Source organism: Caenimonas terrae, from assembly GCF_042655405.1.
GTDB classification, from domain to species: domain Bacteria; phylum Pseudomonadota; class Gammaproteobacteria; order Burkholderiales; family Burkholderiaceae_C; genus Ramlibacter; species Ramlibacter terrae_A.
The window spans coordinates 1,111,064-1,129,714 of the sequence record NZ_JBHSMF010000006.1; the positions used below are offsets into that span (position 1 = coordinate 1,111,064).

Sequence of the window (18,651 nt, forward strand, 5' to 3'; positions counted from 1 at the left end):
CCTTGAAGTGGGAGATGAAAGGCAACCCGCGATTCTAAAATGCCGGGTCCCGCCCTGCTTTACCAAGCCCACTCCATGTACAAACTCGTGCTCGTTCGCCACGGCGAATCGACCTGGAATCTCGAAAACCGCTTCACCGGCTGGACTGACGTCGACCTGACGCCGACCGGCATCGCGCAGGCCGTGGCCGCCGGCAAGCTGCTCAAGGCGGAGGGCTACGACTTCGACCTGTGCTACTGCAGCGTGCTCAAGCGCGCCACCCGGACCCTGTGGCACGTGCTCGACGAGATGGACCGCACCTGGCTGCCGGTGGCCCACAGCTGGCGCCTGAACGAGCGCCATTACGGCGCGCTGCAGGGCCTGAACAAGGCGGAGACGGCCAAGAAGTACGGCGATGCCCAGGTGCTGGCCTGGCGCCGCAGCTACGACGTGCCGCCGCCGCCGCTGGAGCCGTCGGACCCGCGCAGCGAGCGCTCCGACGTGCGCTACGCCAGGCTGGCGCCGCAGCAGGTGCCGCTGACCGAATGCCTGAAGGACACGGTGGCGCGGGTGCTGCCGTTCTGGGACGAATCGATGGCACCGGCGATCCGGGCCGGCAAGCAGGTGCTGGTGTCCGCCCACGGCAATTCGATGCGCGCCCTGGTGAAGTACCTCGACCAGGTGTCGGACACCGACATCGTCGGCCTGAACATCCCCAACGGCATACCGCTGGTCTACGAACTGGACGACCAGCTCAAGCCGATCCGCCACTACTACCTGGGCGACGCCGAGGCGGCGGCCCGGGCGGCGGAGGCGGTTGCCAGGCAGGGCCGGGGCTGACCGACGTCAACGGACGGTAAACCGTCGAACTTTTTTCCACAATTCCGCCGCCCCCCCGGGAACCCCACCGGCACAGGCCTCTCATACATCGTTCGCAGGTGTAGTATTCAACGGTAGCGAGGACCTTTCACTGTATGAGCCAGAAACTGAAGATTGCCGGCTGGATTTCCGTAGGCGCATTGGCTGGCGCGCTGACCACCGTGTCGCTGCAGACGGTCGCCCGCGGCTCGATGGCCCCCCTCCCGCTGGAAGAACTGCAGCAGCTGGCGGCCGTGTTCGGCATGGTCAAGACCGACTACGTCGAGCCGGTCGACGAGAAGAAGCTGATCACCGACGCCATCTCAGGCATGGTGGCCAGCCTGGACCCGCACTCGCAGTACTTCGACAAGAAGTCGTTCAAGGAATTCCGCGAGGGCACGTCCGGCCGCTTCGTCGGCGTCGGCATCGAGATCTCGCAGGAAGACGGCCTGGTCAAGGTGGTGTCGCCGATCGAAGGCTCGCCCGCCTTCCGCGCCGGCCTCAAGCCCAATGACCTGATCACCAAGATCGACGACACCGTGGTCAAGGGCCTGAGCCTGAGCGACGCGGTCAAGCGCATGCGCGGCGAACCCAACACCAAGGTAACGCTGACCATCTTCCGCAAGGACGAGAACCGCAGCTTCCCGGTCACCATCACCCGCGAAGAGATCAAGACCCAGTCGGTCAAGGGCAAGGTCATCGAACCCGGCTACGCCTGGATCCGGCTGTCGCAGTTCCAGGAGCGCACGGTCGACGACTTCGTGCACAAGATGGAAGAAATCTACAAGGCAGAGCCCAACCTCAAGGGCCTGGTGCTGGACCTGCGCAACGACCCGGGCGGCCTGCTCGACGCCGCTGTCGCCATCTCCGCTGCCTTCCTGCCGGAGAACGTGACGGTGGTGTCCACCAACGGCCAGCTGGCCGAGAGCAAGTTCACCTACAAGGCGGCGCCGGAGTTCTACCAGCGCCGTGCCGGCGGCGACCCGCTGCGCCGGCTGCCGGCCGGCATGAAGACCGTGCCGCTGGTGGTGCTGGTCAACGAAGGCTCGGCCTCGGCCAGCGAGATCGTCGCAGGCGCCCTGCAGGACTACCACCGCGGCACCATCCTGGGCAGCCAGACCTTCGGCAAGGGCTCGGTGCAGACGGTGCGCCCGCTCGGCCCCGACACCGGCCTGAAGCTGACCACGGCGCGCTATTACACGCCCAGCGGCAAGTCGATCCAGGCCAAGGGCATCGTGCCCGACGTGATGGTGGACGACACCGAGGACGGCAGCCCGTTCGCGATCCTGCGCACCCGCGAAGCGGACCTGGACAAGCACCTGGGCAGCGGCCAGGGCGCCGAGGTCAAGGACCCGGCGCGCGAGAAGCTGCGCGAGGCGGCGCTGAAGAAGGCGGAAGAGGAAGCCAGGAAGGCCCCGGTGGACCGCAAGATCCCCGAGTTCGGCACCGACAAGGACTTCCAGCTGGTGCAGGCGATCAACCAGCTCAAGGGCCGCCCCGTCCTGATCAGCAAGACCATGGTCGAACGCAAGGAAGAGAAGAAGGAGAATTGACCCGGCTGCGGCCGTGTCATCCCGGCGCGAGCCGGGATCCATGCTTCTCCTCGCGAAGGCCGGCCTCCCGCCGGCCTTTTTCATTCCACGACACAATCCCTGCATGACCGACGACCAGTTGCTGCGCTACTCGCGCCACATCCTGCTCGATGAGGTGGGGATCGAGGGCCAGCAGCGGCTGCTGGCCGCGCACGCGCTGGTGATCGGCGCCGGCGGCCTGGGCTCGCCGGTGGCGCTCTACCTGGGCACGGCCGGGGTCGGGCGCATCACGCTGGTGGACCACGACACGGTGGACCTGACCAACCTGCAGCGCCAGATCGCGCACAACCTGGCGCGGGTGGGCTCGCCCAAGGCGGAGTCGGCCCGGCAGGCCATCGCCGCCATCAACCCCGAGATCGAGGTGCACGCCGTCAACGCGCGTGCCGACGCCGCGCTGCTCGATGCGCTGGTGGCGCAGGCCGACGTGGTGCTGGACTGCTGCGACAACTTCGCCACCCGCCAGGCCATCAACGCCGCCTGCGTCCGGCACGGCAAGCCGCTGGTGTCGGGGGCGGCGATCCGGTTCGACGGCCAGGTCGCCGTGTTCGATCCGGCCGACCCGGCCTCGCCCTGCTACGCCTGCATCTTCCCGCCGGACCTGGAGTTCGAGGAGACCCGGTGCGCGGTGATGGGCGTGTTCGCCCCGATGGTCGGCATCATTGGCGCAATGCAGGCGGCCGAGGCGCTCAAGCTGCTCAGTGGCGCCGGGCCGTCGCTGGCCGGCCGCCTGCTGATGCTGGACGGCCGCGCGATGGAATGGAACGAGATGAAGGTGCCGCGCAATCCGCAGTGCCCGGTCTGCGCGGCGCGCGCCGCGAGCACCTAGCGGGTCTTGGCCGCGGCGGCGTCGCGCTCCTGCGGCGCCCGTTCCAGCTTCTCCAGCCGCTGGCGCGCCGCTTCCTGCGGCGAGGCTGTCGTGCCGGGCGCGCCCATCAGGGCCGGGTTGCCGGCGCCGCTGGCCGGCGTGGCCGGCCTGGCAGGGTCGGGGGTTCCGGCGGCGGCGGCGCGGGCGGCGGCTGCAGGGGCCTGGGCCTCCTGCAGCACCGTGCGGCAATCGGCGTCCTTGCCCGGTCCGGACTCGATGCTGCCGGCCAGCGCCAGCAGCGGATTGACCGCTCCCAGCGCCAGTAGCACGCCCGCCTTGCCGGTGAGGGCGCCCTTGTCGACACCGGCGGTCGGCTTGGAGAACGTGCCGCCGACCTTCAGCGGCGAGCGCAGCGACAGGATGCCCTTGTGCTTCGGATAGGGATGCACCCTCAGGTCGAGCGACTCGTTGGCCAGGCTGACGCTGCCGTCGCCGTAGATGACGGTGTCCGAGGTGTCCAGCAGCAGGGCCCGGGTCTTCATCAGGCCGTCGTTGACGTCGAAGGCCGCGGCGGCGCAGCGCACCTCCGCGTTGCGGTCGCCCGTGACCAGGAACTTGATGATCTCGCCGCCGTTGAGGTTCGCGTATTCGAGCAGCAGGTTGCTGATCTCGCCCTTGCCCATGAGCAAGGCGACGTTGCCCGACGACGTGGCGAGCATCTTGGCAGCGGAATTGCCCCGGCCCTTGAGGTCCACCACGCCGTGGATCTTGCCGAAGCTGGCCTTGGTGATCTTGAAGCCGGGGAACAGCTTGTTCAACTCCAGCGAGCGGGCATCCAGCTTCGCGCTGCTGACGGCCGGATTGCTGTTGCCGTCGATCCGCAGGCGCCCAGTCATCTGGCCGCCGGCGATGCCCAGGTCGATGCCATCGAGCAGCAGCACGCCGTCCTTGAGCTTGACGTGCAGGCTCATGCGGTCCAGCGGCAACTCGCGCACGTTGGTGATGCGCGCCGCCGCGTACTGCACGTCGGCGTCCATCGCCTTCAGGCGCGCCAGGTCCAGTTCGGCGGTGGGCAGCACCCGGCCGGGCGGCCGCTTGTCGCGCGCCACCTTGGCCGGCACGGTGCCGGCCGCGACCGGCGCGACGCCCGGCAGCGCCGCGGCGCTGCGCGGCTGCTCGGGCAGGCCGACCAGCGGCGCCAGGTCGTCGAAGTCCAGCGCCCTGGACTGCAGCTTGCCGGACAGGACCGGCACGTCATGGGAGCGGTCGAAGCTCAGTTGCCCCGCCAGGTCCGAGTTGCCCAGCTTGCCGTCGATCTTGCTGACCTTCCAGACCTCGCCTTCGCGGTCCAGATGGCCGCTGACCTGGTAGCGCGGGGTTTCCGGCAGCACGACCCCGAGCAGCTTGTACAGCTCGGACAGGTTGGCGCCGGTGAGGGTGAAATCGGCCTTGGTGCCGTCCAGCGTCGCCAGGTTGTCCACCGTGCCGGACGCCTTCAGCGTGGTGTGGGCCCCCGCGGCATTGATCACCAGCGGAAACGAACCGCCGCCGCTGGTCAGGCGCAGCACGTCGCCGGCCCGCCCTTGCGCCGTGAACGGCTCCTTGGCCCAGGTGCCGCGGGCCTTGAACGCCAGCGGCAACCTGGCGTCGCCGCGCTCGTCGAGCCCGAAGTCGGTGTGGATGTCGGCGCCGTGCTTGCTGGCGATGTAATGGACCGAGCCCTGGTCCACCACCAGCGCGTCGATCTTCGGAATGCTGTTGGCGTCCTTGGTGTCGCGGCTGAGCGCCCAGCTGCGGCGGCCGTCCGGCTCCACCTGCAGCCCCAGCTGCGGCTTGGTCAGCTTGACCATCGGCAGTTCGATCCGCCCGCGCAGCAGCGGCAGCAGGAGGATGTCGACCTCGGCCGCCTCCGCCTGCACCAGCTGCGGATCCTTGGCCCAGTCCGGGTTGGCAAACACCAGTCCGTCGGCAATGACGCGCGTGTTGCGGCCGATCTTCACGTCCAGTTTGCGGGTGATCTCGAAGTGGCGGCCGGTGCGTTCGCTGACATAGCGATTGAGCGGGCCGCGCAGCACGTCCCAGGGAAAGAACACCACCAGCAGCACCAGCGCCAGCAGCAGCACGGCCAGCCCCGCCAGCAGCTTGACCCATAGCGGGCGGCCGTGGACGGCGGGATGGGCGGTGCTGGCCTGCATGGCGATCAGCGCAGGCTCGCGGATTGCACCGGGGCGCTGGAGGCGAAGGGCGTGTCGGCCTGCGCCGGCTCGCCGAGGGCGACCACCGCGGCCGCCAGCAGGGTTCCGAAAAAGATCATGGCGGACTGGATCAACAACTTCATTGCGAGCGCTTCCCTAGGCTGTTGTTCTGCGCAGGCGGCAGGCGCGTGCGTCGTTGACCTCAGTGTGCAAGGTGTGCAGTGCGCGCGCTGCCAGCAGCAGGCCTGAAGGCATGTCGGCTGGTACCTACAGCGGGAACCGTAGGATTCTTCCTACGCTGGTGGCGAGCCGGCGCTGGCAGAATCGCCGGCTGGGGGAGAACATCAGTGACACCAACGGCTTCCATCCGACCGATGGACCGTGGGCGCGTGGCCTTGAGCGCGCCAAGAATGACCACCGTGGAACTGCGAACCTATATCGTCGAAGACAACGCCACCATCCGCGAGAACCTGATCGGGACGCTGGAAGAACTGGCCTGCATCAAGGCGCTGGGCTGGGCGGAAACCGAGAGCGAGGCGCGCGGCTGGCTGGGCGGCCATCCGCAGGACTGGGACCTGGCGATCGTCGACCTGTTCCTCAAGCAGGGCAGCGGACTGGGCGTGCTGGAGGCCTGCCAGGGCCGTCGCGGCACCCAGCGCGTGGTGGTGCTGAGCAACTATGCAACCGAAGACATGCGCAAGCGCTGCGCGCAGCTCGGTGCGGACGCCGTGTTCGACAAATCCAACGAGATCGATGCGCTGGTGGAGTACTGCATGGAGCAGCGCTCGCCGTCCGCGCCCGCGCAATGACGGGCGGGGCGGGATTCAGTCGATCAGCTTGTTCTTCAGCGCGTAGTAGGTCAGGTCGCTGTTGGAAGCCAGGCTCATCTTCTCCATCAGGCGGGTGCGGTAGGTGCTGACGGTCTTGACGCTGAGGGACAGCGCCTTGGCGATGTCGCCAGCCGTCTCGCCCTTGGCCAGCTTGAGGAACACCTGGAACTCGCGCTCGGACAACTGCTCGTGAGGCGCGCCGCCTTCCTTGCGATTGAGCTGCTGCGCCAGCAGTTCCGCCACGGCGGGCGAGATGTAGCGGCGGCCCAGGGCGATGGTGCGGATCGCGTTGACGATCTCCATCGGCTCGCATTCCTTGTTCAGGTAGCCGCTCGCGCCCTGGCGGATCAGGTTCATGGCGTAATGCTCTTCCGGATAGCCCGAGAGGATCAGGATGCCGACGTCAGGCGCCTTGGCGCGGATCATTCCGAGGGCGTCGATGCCGCTCTGGCCGGGCATGGACAAATCCATGACCAGCACGTCCAGTTCGGTGGTGCGGACCAGGTCGATGGCCTCGCGCCCGCTGGACGCCTCGCCGACCACGCGCAGATCGACCTGTTCGGAGAAAAACTGTTTCAACCCCGACCGCACGATGGCATGGTCATCCACAATTCCGACTTTGATCATGTCTGATTCTCTTTCGCGATGACAAGCACAGGCCCGTTTGTACAACAACAGCGGAAGGGGCCGTCTCCCTCAAGTATTGATTATTGGCGATTTTATTCGTAACGAAGGCAGTCTGGAGTGATATTCATGCGATCGTTTTCAATGCCGAAGATGGCTATCAGCCTGCTTCTGGCGATTCTCGCGGCCGCGATCCTGATCGGGATCAACGAAACCGGCTACAACCGGTCGACGGCCGCCCTGAACGACATCGCGGATGCGTCCCGCACCCGCGGGGCGCTGAACCTGCTGCTGCAGCACGCCCTGGACGCCGAAACCGGCTCGCGCGGCTACCTGCTGACCGGCGACCCCCGCTACCTGGAGCCGTACAACAGCGCGGTGGCCAACATCACCCAGACCCTGGACAACCTGCGGCTGCTCCACACCGCCAACGCCGACGAATACGCCACCTTGTCCCAGCTCGGGCGCAATGTACAGCGCAAGCTGGCCGAAATGGAGCTGTCGGTGCGCATGCGCAAGCAGGGCAACGAGGAGGCCTGGAAGTTCGTGCTGATGACGGACATGGGCAAGGAGCACATGGACGCGATCCGCGAACAGGCCACCAAGCTGATCAATGCCAGCAGCGACCGCATGGACGTCAGCCAGGCCCAGGTGCGGCGGGCACTGCTGTACTCGCGGATCGGCATCGCCGCCGTCGCCATGGCCGGCTTGCTGGCCTTCTACCTCTACCTGCGCCAGGGCACGGCCCTGAAGCTGGCCGGCGAGCAGCAGCAGCAGATCCTGCAGCAGGAGCGCGACCTGCTGGAGCGCCAGGTACGCGAGCGCACCGCCACCCTGGCCGAACTGGCCACCCACCTGCAGCAGGTGCGAGAGGAGGAGCGCGGCCACCTGGCGCGCGAACTCCACGACGAACTCGGCGCCCTGCTCACGGCGGCCAAGCTCGACGTGGCGCGGCTCAAGTCCAAGCTCGGTACCCAGGCGCCGGAATTCGCCCAGCGGCTGCAGCATCTGACCGAGACGCTCAACAGCGGGATCGCGCTGAAGCGCCGCATCATCGAGGACCTGCGGCCCTCGTCCCTGTCCAACCTGGGCCTGACCGCCTCGCTGGAGATCCTGGCGCGCGAGTTCGCCGAACGCTCGGGCATCGACGTGGCGACCAACCTGGAGGCGGTGGAACTGGACGAATCCAGCCAGCTGACCGTCTACCGGCTGGTGCAGGAGTCGCTCACCAACGTCGGCAAGTACGCCCAGGCGGCCCAGGTGGACATCAACGTGCGCAACCGCGACGGCCTGGTGGAGGTCGACATCAAGGACAACGGCCGGGGCTTCGCCATGTCCGACGTCCGCACCTCCACCCACGGCCTGGCGGGCATGAAGCACCGCGTTGAAGCGGCCGGCGGCAAGCTGACGGTGGAATCGGTGCCGGGTGAAGGCACGCGCATCAGCGCCAGCCTGCCGCGCAGCACCCAGCCTGCCTGAAGTTCCCGTCCGGCTGTCGGACCGGTCCTACGCGGTCCCGTCGCGGCGACCGACACGCTGTCACGCCTGCCGCTGATCGGTAATGGCTGACCTTCCGATCTAACCTTGCGCCAAGCGTCCGGGCCGGAACGCCCATGTCCCGGCCGCGCCCCAAGGAGGAAGAAGATGCTGCATTACGCCGTCGTGTTTCTGGTCATTGCCCTGATCGCAGCCGTGTTCGGTTTCGGCGGCATCGCGGCGGGTGCCGTGGAGATCGCGAAGATCCTGTTCTTCGTGTTCGTGGTCCTGGCGGTCGTCACCTTCATCGTCAGCCTGGTGCGCAAGGGCAAGGGCTAAGCGCCAGCGAGCGCTTTCCGCCGCCTGCCTCCGGGCCGGCGCGTCTTCCCTGTTTTCAATCAACCAAGAGGACTCCCCATGAACGACACCCCCACCACCCGATCCCTGCGCAGCTCCACCACGGCCTACGCCGACGAAGCGCTGAGCACCGCGGAAAACGCCCTCGACAGCACCCGCCAGCTCGCCAGCCAGGTGCTGGGCCGGGCCAGCGACAAGGTGCGCGACCTGCGTTCCGGCGCCGGCCAGCTGGCCAGCCGCGGCGTCGATGCCGCTTCCGAAGCGGCCGCCCTGGCGCAAAAGCAGATCTCCCGCTACGCCGACGCGACCGGCCGCTACGTCTCGCAGCAGCCGGTGAAGTCGGCACTGATCGCGGTCGCCGCCGGCGCCGCGATCGCCGCGCTGGTGATGGCCGCGCGCCGCCGCAACGGCAACCGCTACTGATCCCGCGGTCCCGATGGCGCTTGTCCACCCGATCTTCAAGGTCCTGATCCGCCGGCCCGAGCTGGTGGTCGATCACCTGAGCGGTTATGCGGCGCTGGCGCAGCAGGAGGCATCGGTGATCGGTGCCGAGGTGCTGCGCCGGGCGGTTGCCTGGGGTGTGGCTGCAGCCTCGTTCATGGTGTTCCTGATGCTGGCCGGCGTCGCAGTGATGCTCGGCTTCATGCAGGGTGAATTTCACTGGGTGCTGGTGCTGGCGCCCGGCGCCGCGCTGGCCCTGGCGCTGGTGGCCATGACCATCGCCCGCAATCCCCTTCCGACGCAGGCCTTCGTGGAGTTGCGCGGCCAGCTGGAGGCCGATGCCCAGGCCTTGCGCATGGCCGGAGCGGACTCATGACGCCCGCGGACAAGCTGGAGCGCAGCCGGCTGGCAATCATCGAGTACCTGGCCAGGGGCGAGAAGCGGCACGAGCGGCGCGACGAGCCGCAGGATTTCGACGACGCTGACGAGGCGGCGGGCGGCCCGGGATTTGCGAGCCGCCTGTTTGCGCGCAACCGCTGGCTGTCGGGCATGTCGTCGGCGGCCCGCACCTGGTGGTCGCATCACCCGGCGCAGATGGCCGTGGAGATGGCCACGCCGGCGCTGCGCGGCGTGATGCGCAAGCATCCGTTTCCGGTGCTGGGCGCCTGCGCCGGCGTCGGCGCGCTGCTGGTGGTGACGCGGCCCTGGCGCCTGATCTCGCTGACCACGCTGGTGGTGGCGATCGTCAAGTCGTCGCAGCTGTCGGGCGTGGTGATGTCCGCGCTGACGAACGCGCAGGGCTGGCATGAACAGCAGCGGGGCCGCGAGCCCCACTTATGACCGCAAGCCTGCCGGCGTAGTGCCACGGCAGGCAAGCATTTGGCAACGAAGGCACCGACGAACCGATTCACTTGAAGGAGAAATTTATGAACGCTAAATACATCCGGGCCCTGGCCCTGGCCGCTCTTGCCGGCAGCACCATCCTGACCAGCGGCTGCGCCATGATCCGCGGCCAGGAAACCGCCGGCGCCTACGTCGACGACGCAGCCATCACCACCTCGATCAAGGCCAAGTTCGTCGAGGACAAGACCGTCGACGCCGGCGCCATCAAGGTTGAAACCCTCAACGGCACCGTGTCGCTGTCGGGCTTCGCCAAGTCCAACGCCGAGAAGTCGCAAGCCGAATACATCGCCCGCAACACCCGCGGCGTGCGCGAAGTGCGCAACAGCCTGACCGTGCGTCCGTAATCCCTGACGCCTTAGTGCAGGCAGGCCGGGCGCGCAATCGCCCCGCCTGCCTGTTTTTGTTTGTGAGCGTCCCACTGGAGCGCGGACCATGAAGTTATTCCATTGCGACAACTGCCGCCACGCGCTGTTCTTCGAGAACGTGAAGTGCCTGCACTGCGGCAGCCAGCTCGCTTTCCTGCCCACCCGGATGGCGCTGGCCGCCGTCGAGCCGGTCCCCGAAGCGGACGGCCTGTGGCGCCGGATCAAGAAGGGCAAGGCGCCGTCGTCGCACCAGTTCCGCCTGTGCCAGAACTACACCCAACACCAGGCCTGCAATTTCGCCGTCCCGCAGCAAGACCCCAATCCCCTGTGCGTGTGCTGCCGCCTCACCCAGATCCTGCCTGACCTCTCGGTGGCGGGCAACCGCGAACGCTGGTACCAGATCGAGGCAGCCAAGCGGCGCCTGTTCTACACGCTGGCGCGGCTGGGCCTGGTCTCCAACAATCCGCCCGACGGCCAGCGCGACGGCCCGGTGTTCCAGTTCCTGGCCGACCTGCCGGGCCAGCAGGTGATGACCGGACACGCCAACGGCCTGATCACGCTGAACGTGGCCGAGGCCGACGACGACGAGCGCGTCAAGCGCCGGCTGCAGATGCGCGAGCCCTATCGCACGCTGCTGGGCCACTTTCGCCACGAGTCGGGCCACTTCTACTGGGACAGCCTGATCCGCGACGGCGGGCTGCAGCAGGAGTTCCGCGCCGTGTTCGGCGACGAGCAGCAGGACTATCAGGCCGCCCTGCAGACCTATTACGCCAACGGCGCTCCGCCGGACTGGGAAGACAGCTTCGTCAGCGCCTACGCCACCGCCCACCCGTGGGAAGACTGGGCCGAGACCTGGGCCCACTACCTGCACATGGTCGACCTGCTGGAGACGGCGTCCTCGTACAACACGCGGCTGGCGGTGCCGGGCGACGAGGGCGAGGCCGACGATGCGGTGATCAATCCCTTCGACGCCGGCGAGACCGACTTCGAGCAGCTGGTGGAGCAATGGGTGCCGCTGACGCTGCTGGTCAACAGCCTGAACCGCAGCCTGGGGCAGAACGACGCCTATCCCTTCGCGCTCAGCCCCACCTCGCTGAACAAGCTGCGCTTCGTGCACGACCTGATCCAGTCGCGCCACGGCGAGCCGGCGCAGGCGCGCGATCCGGCGCCGCCGCCGGCCGAATTCGCGCCAGCGCCAGCGCCCGCGCCCGCCGCCGAGCCGGTGCAGCAGCCGCAGGCCTGAGGCCCCTCAGCCGGCCTGCACGGCCAGCTGGTTGTCGACCGAGGTCACGCCCTGCACGTTGCGGGCGATCTCCTCGGCCCGGGCCCGGGCCGCGCTGCTGGGCGCGGGGCCGCGCAGCGTCACCACGCCGTGGTGGGCTTCCACCCTGATCTTGAGCGCGCTGAGGTTCTTGTCGGCGGCCAGGCCGGTGGTCACCTTGGCGGCGATCAGCGCATCGTCGACATGCAGCTGCCCGGCGACCTGCGTCGCCACTTCGCCGGCGGCATCGACCGCCTGTTCCGTGACCGCCGCTGCCCGGGCGCTGGCGTCCTTCAGTTCCACCGAGGCGCTGGCGCCCATGGTGCGGGTGGCTTCGACTGCCTTCCTGGTGGCGTTGCGCGCCTGGGTGCGCTCGAGGTCGGTGCGGTCGCAGCCGCCCAGTGCGAGCAGCAAGGCCAGCGCCGTCAACGCGGCGACCGGCCTGGTGGGATTGGCCTTCATGCGGGTTCCTTTCGGTGCATGGCTTGATCCCACTGTAGGGAGCGGCCCGGCTGCCGCCAGCGGCCGGCGGCGCGGCCGGCCGTAGGACCAGGCGCACGGCCGGCGCCTCAGCGCGCGTCCGCTTCCATGTCGCGCAGGATCCGGTCCAGCCGGGTCGACAGCTGCTCGGTGGTGAGCTTCTCGCGGAAGCGCTCCACCATCAGCGGCAGGCTCATCGGGCTGACGTGCCGCAGCTCCATCAGCCACAGCTCCTTGGCGAGCATGGCTTCGAGCGTGGAGCGCAGCCGCGAGAGCTCCAGCTCCTGGCTCAGCACCTCGCGCTCGGCCTGCCCCAGCAGCAGGTTGCCCTTGTCGTACTTGCGGAACACCTCGAAGAACAGGCCGCTGGAGGCCTGCAGCTGCCGGGCGCTCTTGGGCTGGCCCGGATAGCCGCTGAAGATCAGGCCGGCGACCCGCGCGATCTCGCGGAAGCGCCGCTGCGCCAGCTCGGTGGAGTTGAGCGAGGCCAGCACGTCCTGCAGCAGCTCGCCGGTGGCGAAGGCGCTGCGGTCGATGATCGGCGCCAGGTCGAACTCCTGCGGGCTGACCAGCTCGAAGCCGTAGTCGTTGACCGACATGCTGAAGGTGTTGGGCCGCTCGCGCGCCAGCCGCCAGGCCAGCAGGCTGGCCAGCCCCAGGTGCACGTGGCGGCCGGCGAAGGGATAGACGTACAGGTGGAAGCCCTCGCGCGAGCGGAAGGTTTCTACCAGCAGGCCCTCGGGCGTCGGGATCCGCGACAGCCGCGCCTGCGTCTCCAGCATCGGCCGCGCCGCCTGCAGTTCCGGCTCGACGAAGTCGCCCTGCGCCGCGCTGCGCAGCATCTGCAGCACCGCGTCGCCCATCTCGGTAGACAGCGCCATCTTGCTGCCCTGCCAGGTCGGCACCGTGCCCTTGCTGCGCGTCGCCTTCTTCACGTAGGCGGCCATCTCCTGCACCCGGATGAACTCCAGCAGCCGGCCGGCGAAGAAGAAGCAGTCGCCCTTGCGCAGGCGGGCGATGAAGCCTTCCTCGATGGTGCCCAGGCTGGCGCCGCTCATGTACTTCACGTGCATCGCCGAGTCGCTGACGATGGTGCCGATGCCCAGCTTGTGGCGGCGGCCGATGGCGGCGTCGCGCACCCGGTAGACGCCGTCCTCGCCGAGCGCGATGCGGTGGTAATCGGGATAGGCCGTCAGGCTCTCGCCGCCGCGCTCGCAGAACAGCAGCGCCCAGTCGAATTCGGCCCGCGTCAGGTCGCGATAGGACCAAGCGGTGCGCACCTCGTCGAACAGCGCGTCGGCCCGGAAGCCCCCGCCCAGGGCCACCGTCACGATGTGCTGCACCAGCACGTCCAGCGGCTTGTCGGGCGCCTCGCGCTTTTCGACCCGGCCTTCATACGCGGCGCGGCGCGCCGCCGCCGCTTCGATCAGCTCCATCGTGTGGGTCGGCACCAGTGTCAGCCGGCTGGCGCGCCCCGGCGCATGGCCGCTGCGTCCGGCGCGCTGCATGATGCGGGCGACACCCTTGGGCGAGCCGATCTGCAGCACCCGCTCCACCGGCAGGAAGTCGACGCCCAGGTCCAGCGAGGAGGTGGCCACCACCGCCCGCAGCCGCCCTTCCTTCAGCCCCAGCTCCACCCACTCGCGGCTGGCCTTGTCGATCGAGCCGTGGTGCAGCGCGATCTCGCCGGCCCATTCGGGTTTTGCTTCCAGCAGCAGCTGGTACCAGATCTCGGCCTGCGAGCGCACATTGGTGAAGACCAGCGTGCTCCCCGGCGCTCTCGCAATCTCGTCCACCACCGGCTGCTGCATGCGCGCGCCCAGGTGGCCGGCCCAGGAGTACTTGCCCGGGTCGGGCGGGATCAGCGTGTCGATCACCAGCTTCTTGTCGATGCGCCCGCGCACCAGCGCCGGAGCCGGCTGCGCGTCGCGGCCGCACAGCACCTCCATCGCCTGTTCCAGGTTGCCCAGCGTCGCGCTCAGGCCCCAGGTGACCAGCTGCGGATTGAACCGGCGCAGCCGCGCCAACGCCAGCTGCGCCTGCACGCCGCGCTTGCTGCCGATCAGCTCGTGCCACTCGTCGACCACCACGTACTCCACGCCCTGCAGGTCGGCGCGCGGGTCGCTGCGGGTCAGCATCAGCGTCAGCGACTCCGGCGTCGTCACCAGCACCGTGGGGAAGCGGCGGTCCTGCCTGGCGCGCTCGGCGCTGGGCGTATCGCCGGTGCGCTGGCCGATGGTCCAGGACGGTGCCAGCGCCGCCAGCGGCGCGGCCAGGGCACGGGTGGTGTCCGAGGCCAGGGCCCGCATCGGCGTCAGCCAGATCACCCGCAGCGGCTCGGCGACCGACTTGCGGGCCGGGGCAGCGGAGCCGGCCGGCGCCCAATGGCGCTTGAGCAGCGCATCCAGCATGCCGAGCCACACGGCATAGGTCTTGCCTGAGCCGGTGGTGGCGTGCAGCATGCCGCTGCGGCCCTGCGCGATCGCCTGCCAGGCCTCGCGCTGGAACGGGAAGGACTTCCAGCCGCGGCCCTGCAGCCACTGCTCCGCGGTCGAATGCGGCTGCCGGCGGCTCGCCATCCTTCAGCCTGCCCGGCCCTTCTGCGCCGCACCGCGCCGGCGGTCGGCCTTGGGCAGCGCTGGACCGGCCGCGGCCATCATCTGCTCGGCGCGCTGCTGCAGCGCGTCCAGCGCCGCATCCAGCCGCGGCAGCTCGGCTTCGGGCAGGCAGGCCAGCAGTTCGCGGTTGATCTGCAGCACCAGCGGGAACAGCTCGTCGTACAGCGCCCGCCCGGCGGCCGTCAGCGCCAGCGCAGCTTGGCGGCGGTCGCCGGCGCCGGTGCGCCGCTCCAGCAGTTTCTTGCCGACCAGCGAGGTGATCGCCTTGGAGGTGCGGGCCCGGTCCAGCTGGGCGCGCTGCGCCAGCTGCGAGGACAGCAGCCCTTCTTCCTGGGCCAGCAGAGCCAGGATCCGCCACTCCCGCCGGGTGATGCCGAAGCGCCCTTCGCACAGCCGGATCACCATGCCGCCGGCCGCTGCCAGCAGGCGGTTGAGGCGGTACAGCAGGACGTCATCCAGGGATGCGGGCTCGGCGAGGCGGACGGGCGGCGGCACAGGGTAAACGCGGGCGATGGTTGATTTGATCAATCAATTGTCGCGGGGTTAGAGTGCCCGTGGGGCGCACTGCCCGGAGACTTTTCAATGACCGCTCCCCTCTTTCCCGACCGCCGGCTCGCGCTGGCCACGCTGGGCGCGCTTGCGCTGGCGCCGCTGCGTTCCCGGGCCCAGGACTTCGCCAGCAAGCCGACCCGGGTGTTGATCGGCGTGCCGGCCGGCGGCACCCAGGACGTGCTGACCCGCGCCATCGCCGACGCCGTGCGCGGCTCGCTGGGCCCGCTGATCGTCGACAACCGCGCCGGCGCGGCCGGCCGCATCGCGGTGGACCTGGTCAAGAACGCCGAGCCCGACGGCCACACGCTGCTGCTGGGCACGGCCAGCATGATGACCATGTACCCGAACGCGTACAAGCACCTGAACTACGACCCGATCCGCGATTTCGTCCCGATCATCAACGCGGCCAGCTTCGAGCTGGCGATGGTGGTCCACAAGGACGTGCCGGCCGCCACGCTGCAGGAGTTCGTCGCCTGGGCGAAGGCGCAGGGCAACAAGGTCAGCTTCGCCTCCTACGGCGCCGGCACGCCCTCGCACTTCCTGGGCGAGATGCTCAACCGGGCGGCCGGGCTGCAGATGGTCCACATCCCGTACAAGGGCTCGACGCCGGCGCGCCAGGACGTGATGGGCGGCATCGTGCCGGTCTATTTCGACACCGTCGGCGGCGCCATCACCATGGTGCCCAGCGGCCGCGTCAGGGTGCTGGCCACCAGCGGCGCGAAGCGCTCGCCGCCGATGCCGGCGATCCCGACCTTCACCGAGCTGGGCTACAAGGACGTCGTCGCCTCGGCCTGGTTCTCCTACTACGCGCCGGCGAAGACGCCCAAGCCGGTGGTCGACAGGCTGCGCGCCGAGTTCGCGAAAGCGGTGAACTCGCGCGAGGTCCGCCAGCAGCTGCTTCTCAACGGCATGTACCCGGTGGGCGACGGCCCGGAGGCGCTGCTCAAGACCATGCGCGAGGACACGGCGCGCTGGGGCCGCATCATGCGGGCGGTGAATTTCCAGGCCAACGACTGAACCCATGGCCACCACCTTCATCGGCCGCCTGGCGGCACTGCTCGTGGCGACGGCCACGGCGTTCGCGGCCCACGCGCAGCCGCTGGACGGCCCGCTGCACATCGTGGTGGGCTACGCCCCCGGCGGCGCCACCGACCGCGTCGCCCGCATCGTCGGCGACAAGTTGCAGGCCAGGCTGGGCGTGCCGGTGATCGTCGAGAACAAGACCGGTGCCGGCGGCCGGCTGGCGGCGCAGCAGGTCAAGGCCGCGCCGCCCGGCCAGAACGTGATCATGGTCGCCAATCCGGCGGTGATGGTGATCGCGCCGCTGGTGTTCAAGGACAACATGTACGACCCCGAGCGCGACTTCGTGCCGCTCTCGCACGTCAACGATTACGAGTTCGCGCTGTCGGTCGCCACCGCGGTGCCGGTGCGCGAGCTGTCGCACCTGCTGGCCTGGATGCGCGCCAACCCGGAGAAGGCCAACTTCGGCGTGCCCGCCACCGGCAGCCTGCCGCACTTCTTCGCCCTGATGATGGGCGAGAAGGCCCATGTCCGGGCCGAGGTGGTGGGCTACCGCGGCTCCGGTCCGCTGACCTCGGACCTGATCGGCGGCCAGGTGCCGATCGCCTTCGACACCTTCGACGTGGTGCTGCCGCAGCACGAGGCCGGCAAGCTGCGGATCCTGGCGATGTCGGGCGCCAAGCGCTCGCCGTTCGCGCCCGACGTGCCCACCTTCAGGGAAGCCGGGCTGGACCTGGTGGCCACCGGCTGGAACGCCTTCTTCGCCCCGGCCAGCATGCCGGCGACCAAGGCCACGCGGCTGGCGCAGGCGATCCGCGAGGTGATGCAGGACCCGGACACGGTGCGCCAGTTCAACGCCACCCGCATGACGCCGGTGGTCAGCACCCAGGCCCAGACCGCGGCCATGCTCAAGACCTTCCGCGCCCAATGGGCGCCGGTCGTCCAGAAGTCCGGATACCACCCATGACGAACAAGACCCGCCCGAACCTGATCTTCATCGTCGCCGACGACCTCGGCTACGCCGACCTGGGCTGCTACGGCGGCCGCGCGCCGGTCTCGCCGGTGCTGGACCGGCTGGCCGCCGAGGGCATCAAGTTCACCCAGGGCTATTCCAACTCGCCGGTCTGCTCACCCACGCGCTTCGCCATGATCACCGGCCGCTACCAGTACCGGCTGCGCGGCGCCGCCGAGGAGCCGATCAACAGCAAGAGCCGCGGCAGTTCCACGCTGGGCCTGCCCGTGGACCATCCCACCCTGCCCTCGCTGCTCAAGGACAGCGGCTACCGCACGGCGCTGATCGGCAAGTGGCACCTGGGCTACCCGCCGCACTTCGGCCCGCTGCGTTCGGGCTACGAGGAATTCTTCGGCCCGATGTCGGGCGGCGTCGACTACTTCACCCACTGCGCCTCCACCGGCGCGCACGACCTGTGGGAGGGCGAGCAGGAGAAGGTCGAGCCGGGCTACCTCACCGACCTGCTGTCGCAGCGCTCGGTCGGCTACGTGGACCGGATGGCGAAGCAGGACGCGCCCTTCTTCCTCAGCCTGCACTACACGGCGCCGCACTGGCCGTGGGAGACGCGCGACGACGAGGCGCTGGCGCAGGAAGTGAAGGACAACCTGTTCCACCTGCATGGCGGCAACATCCACAGCTACCGCCGCATGATCCACCACATGGACGAAGGCATCGGCCGGATCGTCGAAGCGCTGAAGCGCAACGGCCAGGCCGACAACACGCTGATCGTCTTCACAAGCGACAACGGCGGCGAGCGCTTCTCCGACAACTGGCCGCTGGTGGGCGGCAAGATGGACCTGACCGAGGGCGGCATCCGGGTGCCGTGGATCGCCCACTGGCCGGCGCGGATCGCGCCCGGCGGCGTCAGCGAGCAGCAGTGCATGACCATGGACTGGTCGGCCACCTTCCTGGCTGCCGCCGGCGTGGCGGCCGCGCCGGACTATCCGCTGGACGGCATCTCGCTGCTGCCGGTGCTGGACGATGCGGCGCACCGCTTCGAGCGCCCGCTGTACTTCCGCATGAACCACCGCGGCCAGCGCGCGCTGCGGCTGGGCGAGTGGAAGTACCTGCGGGTGGACGGCAACGACTACCTGTTCAACATCCCGGCCGACGAGCGCGAGCGCGCCAACCGGGCACCGCGCGAGCCGCAGCGACTCGACGCAATGCGCTCCGCATGGCAGGCATGGAACGCCACCATGCCGCCGATCCCGCAGGATGCGACGGTGAGCCTGGGCTACGGCGCCAAGGACATGCCGCAACGCTGAACCCGCGCGCGGGCTTGG

At 69.0% G+C, this 18,651-nt stretch carries 20 protein-coding genes; 14 read left to right on the forward strand and 6 right to left on the reverse strand.

Annotation, left to right across the window (positions count from 1 at the left end; translation table 11 throughout):
- The first annotated feature begins 75 nt into the window (after nucleotides 1–75).
- The 3 genes from gpmA to ACFPOE_RS12250 all read left to right on the forward strand — a co-directional run bounded on the left by gpmA (nucleotide 76) and on the right by ACFPOE_RS12250 (nucleotide 3,255).
- Complete coding sequence (gene gpmA / locus ACFPOE_RS12240) at nucleotides 76–819, forward strand: 2,3-diphosphoglycerate-dependent phosphoglycerate mutase (RefSeq protein ID WP_376850361.1); 744 nt, start codon at nucleotides 76–78, stop codon at nucleotides 817–819.
- Between the two features lie 134 nt (nucleotides 820–953).
- Nucleotides 954–2,390 (forward strand): S41 family peptidase, encoded by a 1,437-nt coding sequence (locus ACFPOE_RS12245; RefSeq protein ID WP_376850362.1) that lies wholly within the window; start codon nucleotides 954–956, stop codon nucleotides 2,388–2,390.
- A 103-nt stretch (nucleotides 2,391–2,493) separates the two neighbouring features.
- The gene (locus ACFPOE_RS12250; RefSeq protein ID WP_376850363.1) at nucleotides 2,494–3,255 is read left to right on the forward strand and encodes a HesA/MoeB/ThiF family protein; all 762 of its coding nucleotides are present in this window, start codon (nucleotides 2,494–2,496) and stop codon (nucleotides 3,253–3,255) included.
- Here the strand turns inward: ACFPOE_RS12250 and ACFPOE_RS12255 are convergent.
- Nucleotides 3,252–5,429 carry an AsmA family protein gene (locus ACFPOE_RS12255; protein ID WP_376850364.1) on the reverse strand — a complete coding sequence of 726 codons (2,178 nt, stop codon included), beginning with the start codon at nucleotides 5,427–5,429 and terminating at the stop codon, nucleotides 3,252–3,254. The genes ACFPOE_RS12250 and ACFPOE_RS12255 overlap by 4 nt on opposite strands.
- 5 nt (nucleotides 5,430–5,434) lie before the next feature.
- Nucleotides 5,435–5,572, reverse strand: coding sequence for a hypothetical protein (locus ACFPOE_RS12260; protein WP_376850365.1), 138 nt, complete (start codon nucleotides 5,570–5,572; stop codon nucleotides 5,435–5,437).
- Between the two features lie 276 nt (nucleotides 5,573–5,848).
- Between ACFPOE_RS12260 and ACFPOE_RS12265 the strand changes: the two genes are divergently transcribed.
- The gene (locus tag ACFPOE_RS12265; RefSeq protein ID WP_376850366.1) at nucleotides 5,849–6,238 is read left to right on the forward strand and encodes a response regulator; all 390 of its coding nucleotides are present in this window, start codon (nucleotides 5,849–5,851) and stop codon (nucleotides 6,236–6,238) included.
- A gap of 15 nt (nucleotides 6,239–6,253) precedes the next feature.
- Here the strand turns inward: ACFPOE_RS12265 and ACFPOE_RS12270 are convergent, their stop codons facing one another.
- Nucleotides 6,254–6,886, reverse strand: coding sequence for a response regulator (locus ACFPOE_RS12270; RefSeq protein ID WP_376850367.1), 633 nt, complete (start codon nucleotides 6,884–6,886; stop codon nucleotides 6,254–6,256).
- A gap of 126 nt (nucleotides 6,887–7,012) precedes the next feature.
- Here ACFPOE_RS12270 and ACFPOE_RS12275 point away from each other — a divergent pair, with 126 nt between their 5' ends.
- From ACFPOE_RS12275 to ACFPOE_RS12305, 7 genes are all read left to right on the forward strand, one after another.
- Complete coding sequence (locus ACFPOE_RS12275; RefSeq protein ID WP_376850368.1) at nucleotides 7,013–8,362, forward strand: CHASE3 domain-containing protein; 1,350 nt, start codon at nucleotides 7,013–7,015, stop codon at nucleotides 8,360–8,362.
- 165 nt (nucleotides 8,363–8,527) lie between these two features.
- The gene (locus tag ACFPOE_RS12280; RefSeq protein ID WP_376850369.1) at nucleotides 8,528–8,698 is read left to right on the forward strand and encodes a DUF1328 domain-containing protein; all 171 of its coding nucleotides are present in this window, start codon (nucleotides 8,528–8,530) and stop codon (nucleotides 8,696–8,698) included.
- 78 nt (nucleotides 8,699–8,776) lie between these two features.
- On the forward strand, nucleotides 8,777–9,139 hold the full coding sequence (locus tag ACFPOE_RS12285) for a hypothetical protein (protein WP_376850370.1): 363 nt from the start codon (nucleotides 8,777–8,779) through the stop codon (nucleotides 9,137–9,139).
- 13 nt (nucleotides 9,140–9,152) lie between these two features.
- Nucleotides 9,153–9,533, forward strand: a complete 381-nt coding sequence (locus tag ACFPOE_RS12290) for a hypothetical protein (protein WP_376850371.1) — start codon at nucleotides 9,153–9,155, stop codon at nucleotides 9,531–9,533.
- Nucleotides 9,530–9,997, forward strand: coding sequence for a hypothetical protein (locus ACFPOE_RS12295; RefSeq protein WP_376850372.1), 468 nt, complete (start codon nucleotides 9,530–9,532; stop codon nucleotides 9,995–9,997). Before ACFPOE_RS12290 ends, ACFPOE_RS12295 begins: the two co-directional genes overlap by 4 nt.
- An 86-nt stretch (nucleotides 9,998–10,083) precedes the next feature.
- On the forward strand, nucleotides 10,084–10,404 hold the full coding sequence (locus tag ACFPOE_RS12300; protein ID WP_376850373.1) for a BON domain-containing protein: 321 nt from the start codon (nucleotides 10,084–10,086) through the stop codon (nucleotides 10,402–10,404).
- A gap of 88 nt (nucleotides 10,405–10,492) precedes the next feature.
- A complete protein-coding gene (locus ACFPOE_RS12305; protein WP_376850374.1) occupies nucleotides 10,493–11,668 on the forward strand; it encodes a zinc-binding metallopeptidase family protein in 1,176 nt (391 codons plus the stop codon).
- A gap of 6 nt (nucleotides 11,669–11,674) precedes the next feature.
- On the opposite strand, the gene ACFPOE_RS12310 is transcribed toward ACFPOE_RS12305, so the two are convergent.
- From ACFPOE_RS12310 to ACFPOE_RS12320, 3 genes are all read right to left on the reverse strand, one after another.
- On the reverse strand, nucleotides 11,675–12,148 hold the full coding sequence (locus tag ACFPOE_RS12310) for a BON domain-containing protein (protein WP_376850375.1): 474 nt from the start codon (nucleotides 12,146–12,148) through the stop codon (nucleotides 11,675–11,677).
- A 107-nt stretch (nucleotides 12,149–12,255) separates the two neighbouring features.
- Nucleotides 12,256–14,745 (reverse strand): ligase-associated DNA damage response DEXH box helicase, encoded by a 2,490-nt coding sequence (locus ACFPOE_RS12315; protein ID WP_376850376.1) that lies wholly within the window; start codon nucleotides 14,743–14,745, stop codon nucleotides 12,256–12,258.
- A gap of 3 nt (nucleotides 14,746–14,748) precedes the next feature.
- Nucleotides 14,749–15,312 (reverse strand): MarR family winged helix-turn-helix transcriptional regulator, encoded by a 564-nt coding sequence (locus ACFPOE_RS12320; protein ID WP_376850377.1) that lies wholly within the window; start codon nucleotides 15,310–15,312, stop codon nucleotides 14,749–14,751.
- Nucleotides 15,313–15,366: 54 nt separating this feature from the next.
- On the opposite strand from ACFPOE_RS12320, the gene ACFPOE_RS12325 reads away from it, so the two are divergent.
- The 3 genes from ACFPOE_RS12325 to ACFPOE_RS12335 are packed head-to-tail and all read left to right on the forward strand — an operon-like array spanning nucleotide 15,367 to nucleotide 18,633.
- Complete coding sequence (locus tag ACFPOE_RS12325) at nucleotides 15,367–16,353, forward strand: Bug family tripartite tricarboxylate transporter substrate binding protein (RefSeq protein ID WP_376850378.1); 987 nt, start codon at nucleotides 15,367–15,369, stop codon at nucleotides 16,351–16,353.
- Between the two features lie 4 nt (nucleotides 16,354–16,357).
- Nucleotides 16,358–17,323, forward strand: a complete 966-nt coding sequence (locus tag ACFPOE_RS12330; RefSeq protein ID WP_376850379.1) for a Bug family tripartite tricarboxylate transporter substrate binding protein — start codon at nucleotides 16,358–16,360, stop codon at nucleotides 17,321–17,323.
- Nucleotides 17,320–18,633, forward strand: coding sequence for a sulfatase family protein (locus tag ACFPOE_RS12335; RefSeq protein WP_376850380.1), 1,314 nt, complete (start codon nucleotides 17,320–17,322; stop codon nucleotides 18,631–18,633). The genes ACFPOE_RS12330 and ACFPOE_RS12335 overlap by 4 nt, the downstream gene beginning before the upstream one ends.
- The last annotated feature ends 18 nt before the right edge of the window (nucleotides 18,634–18,651 follow it).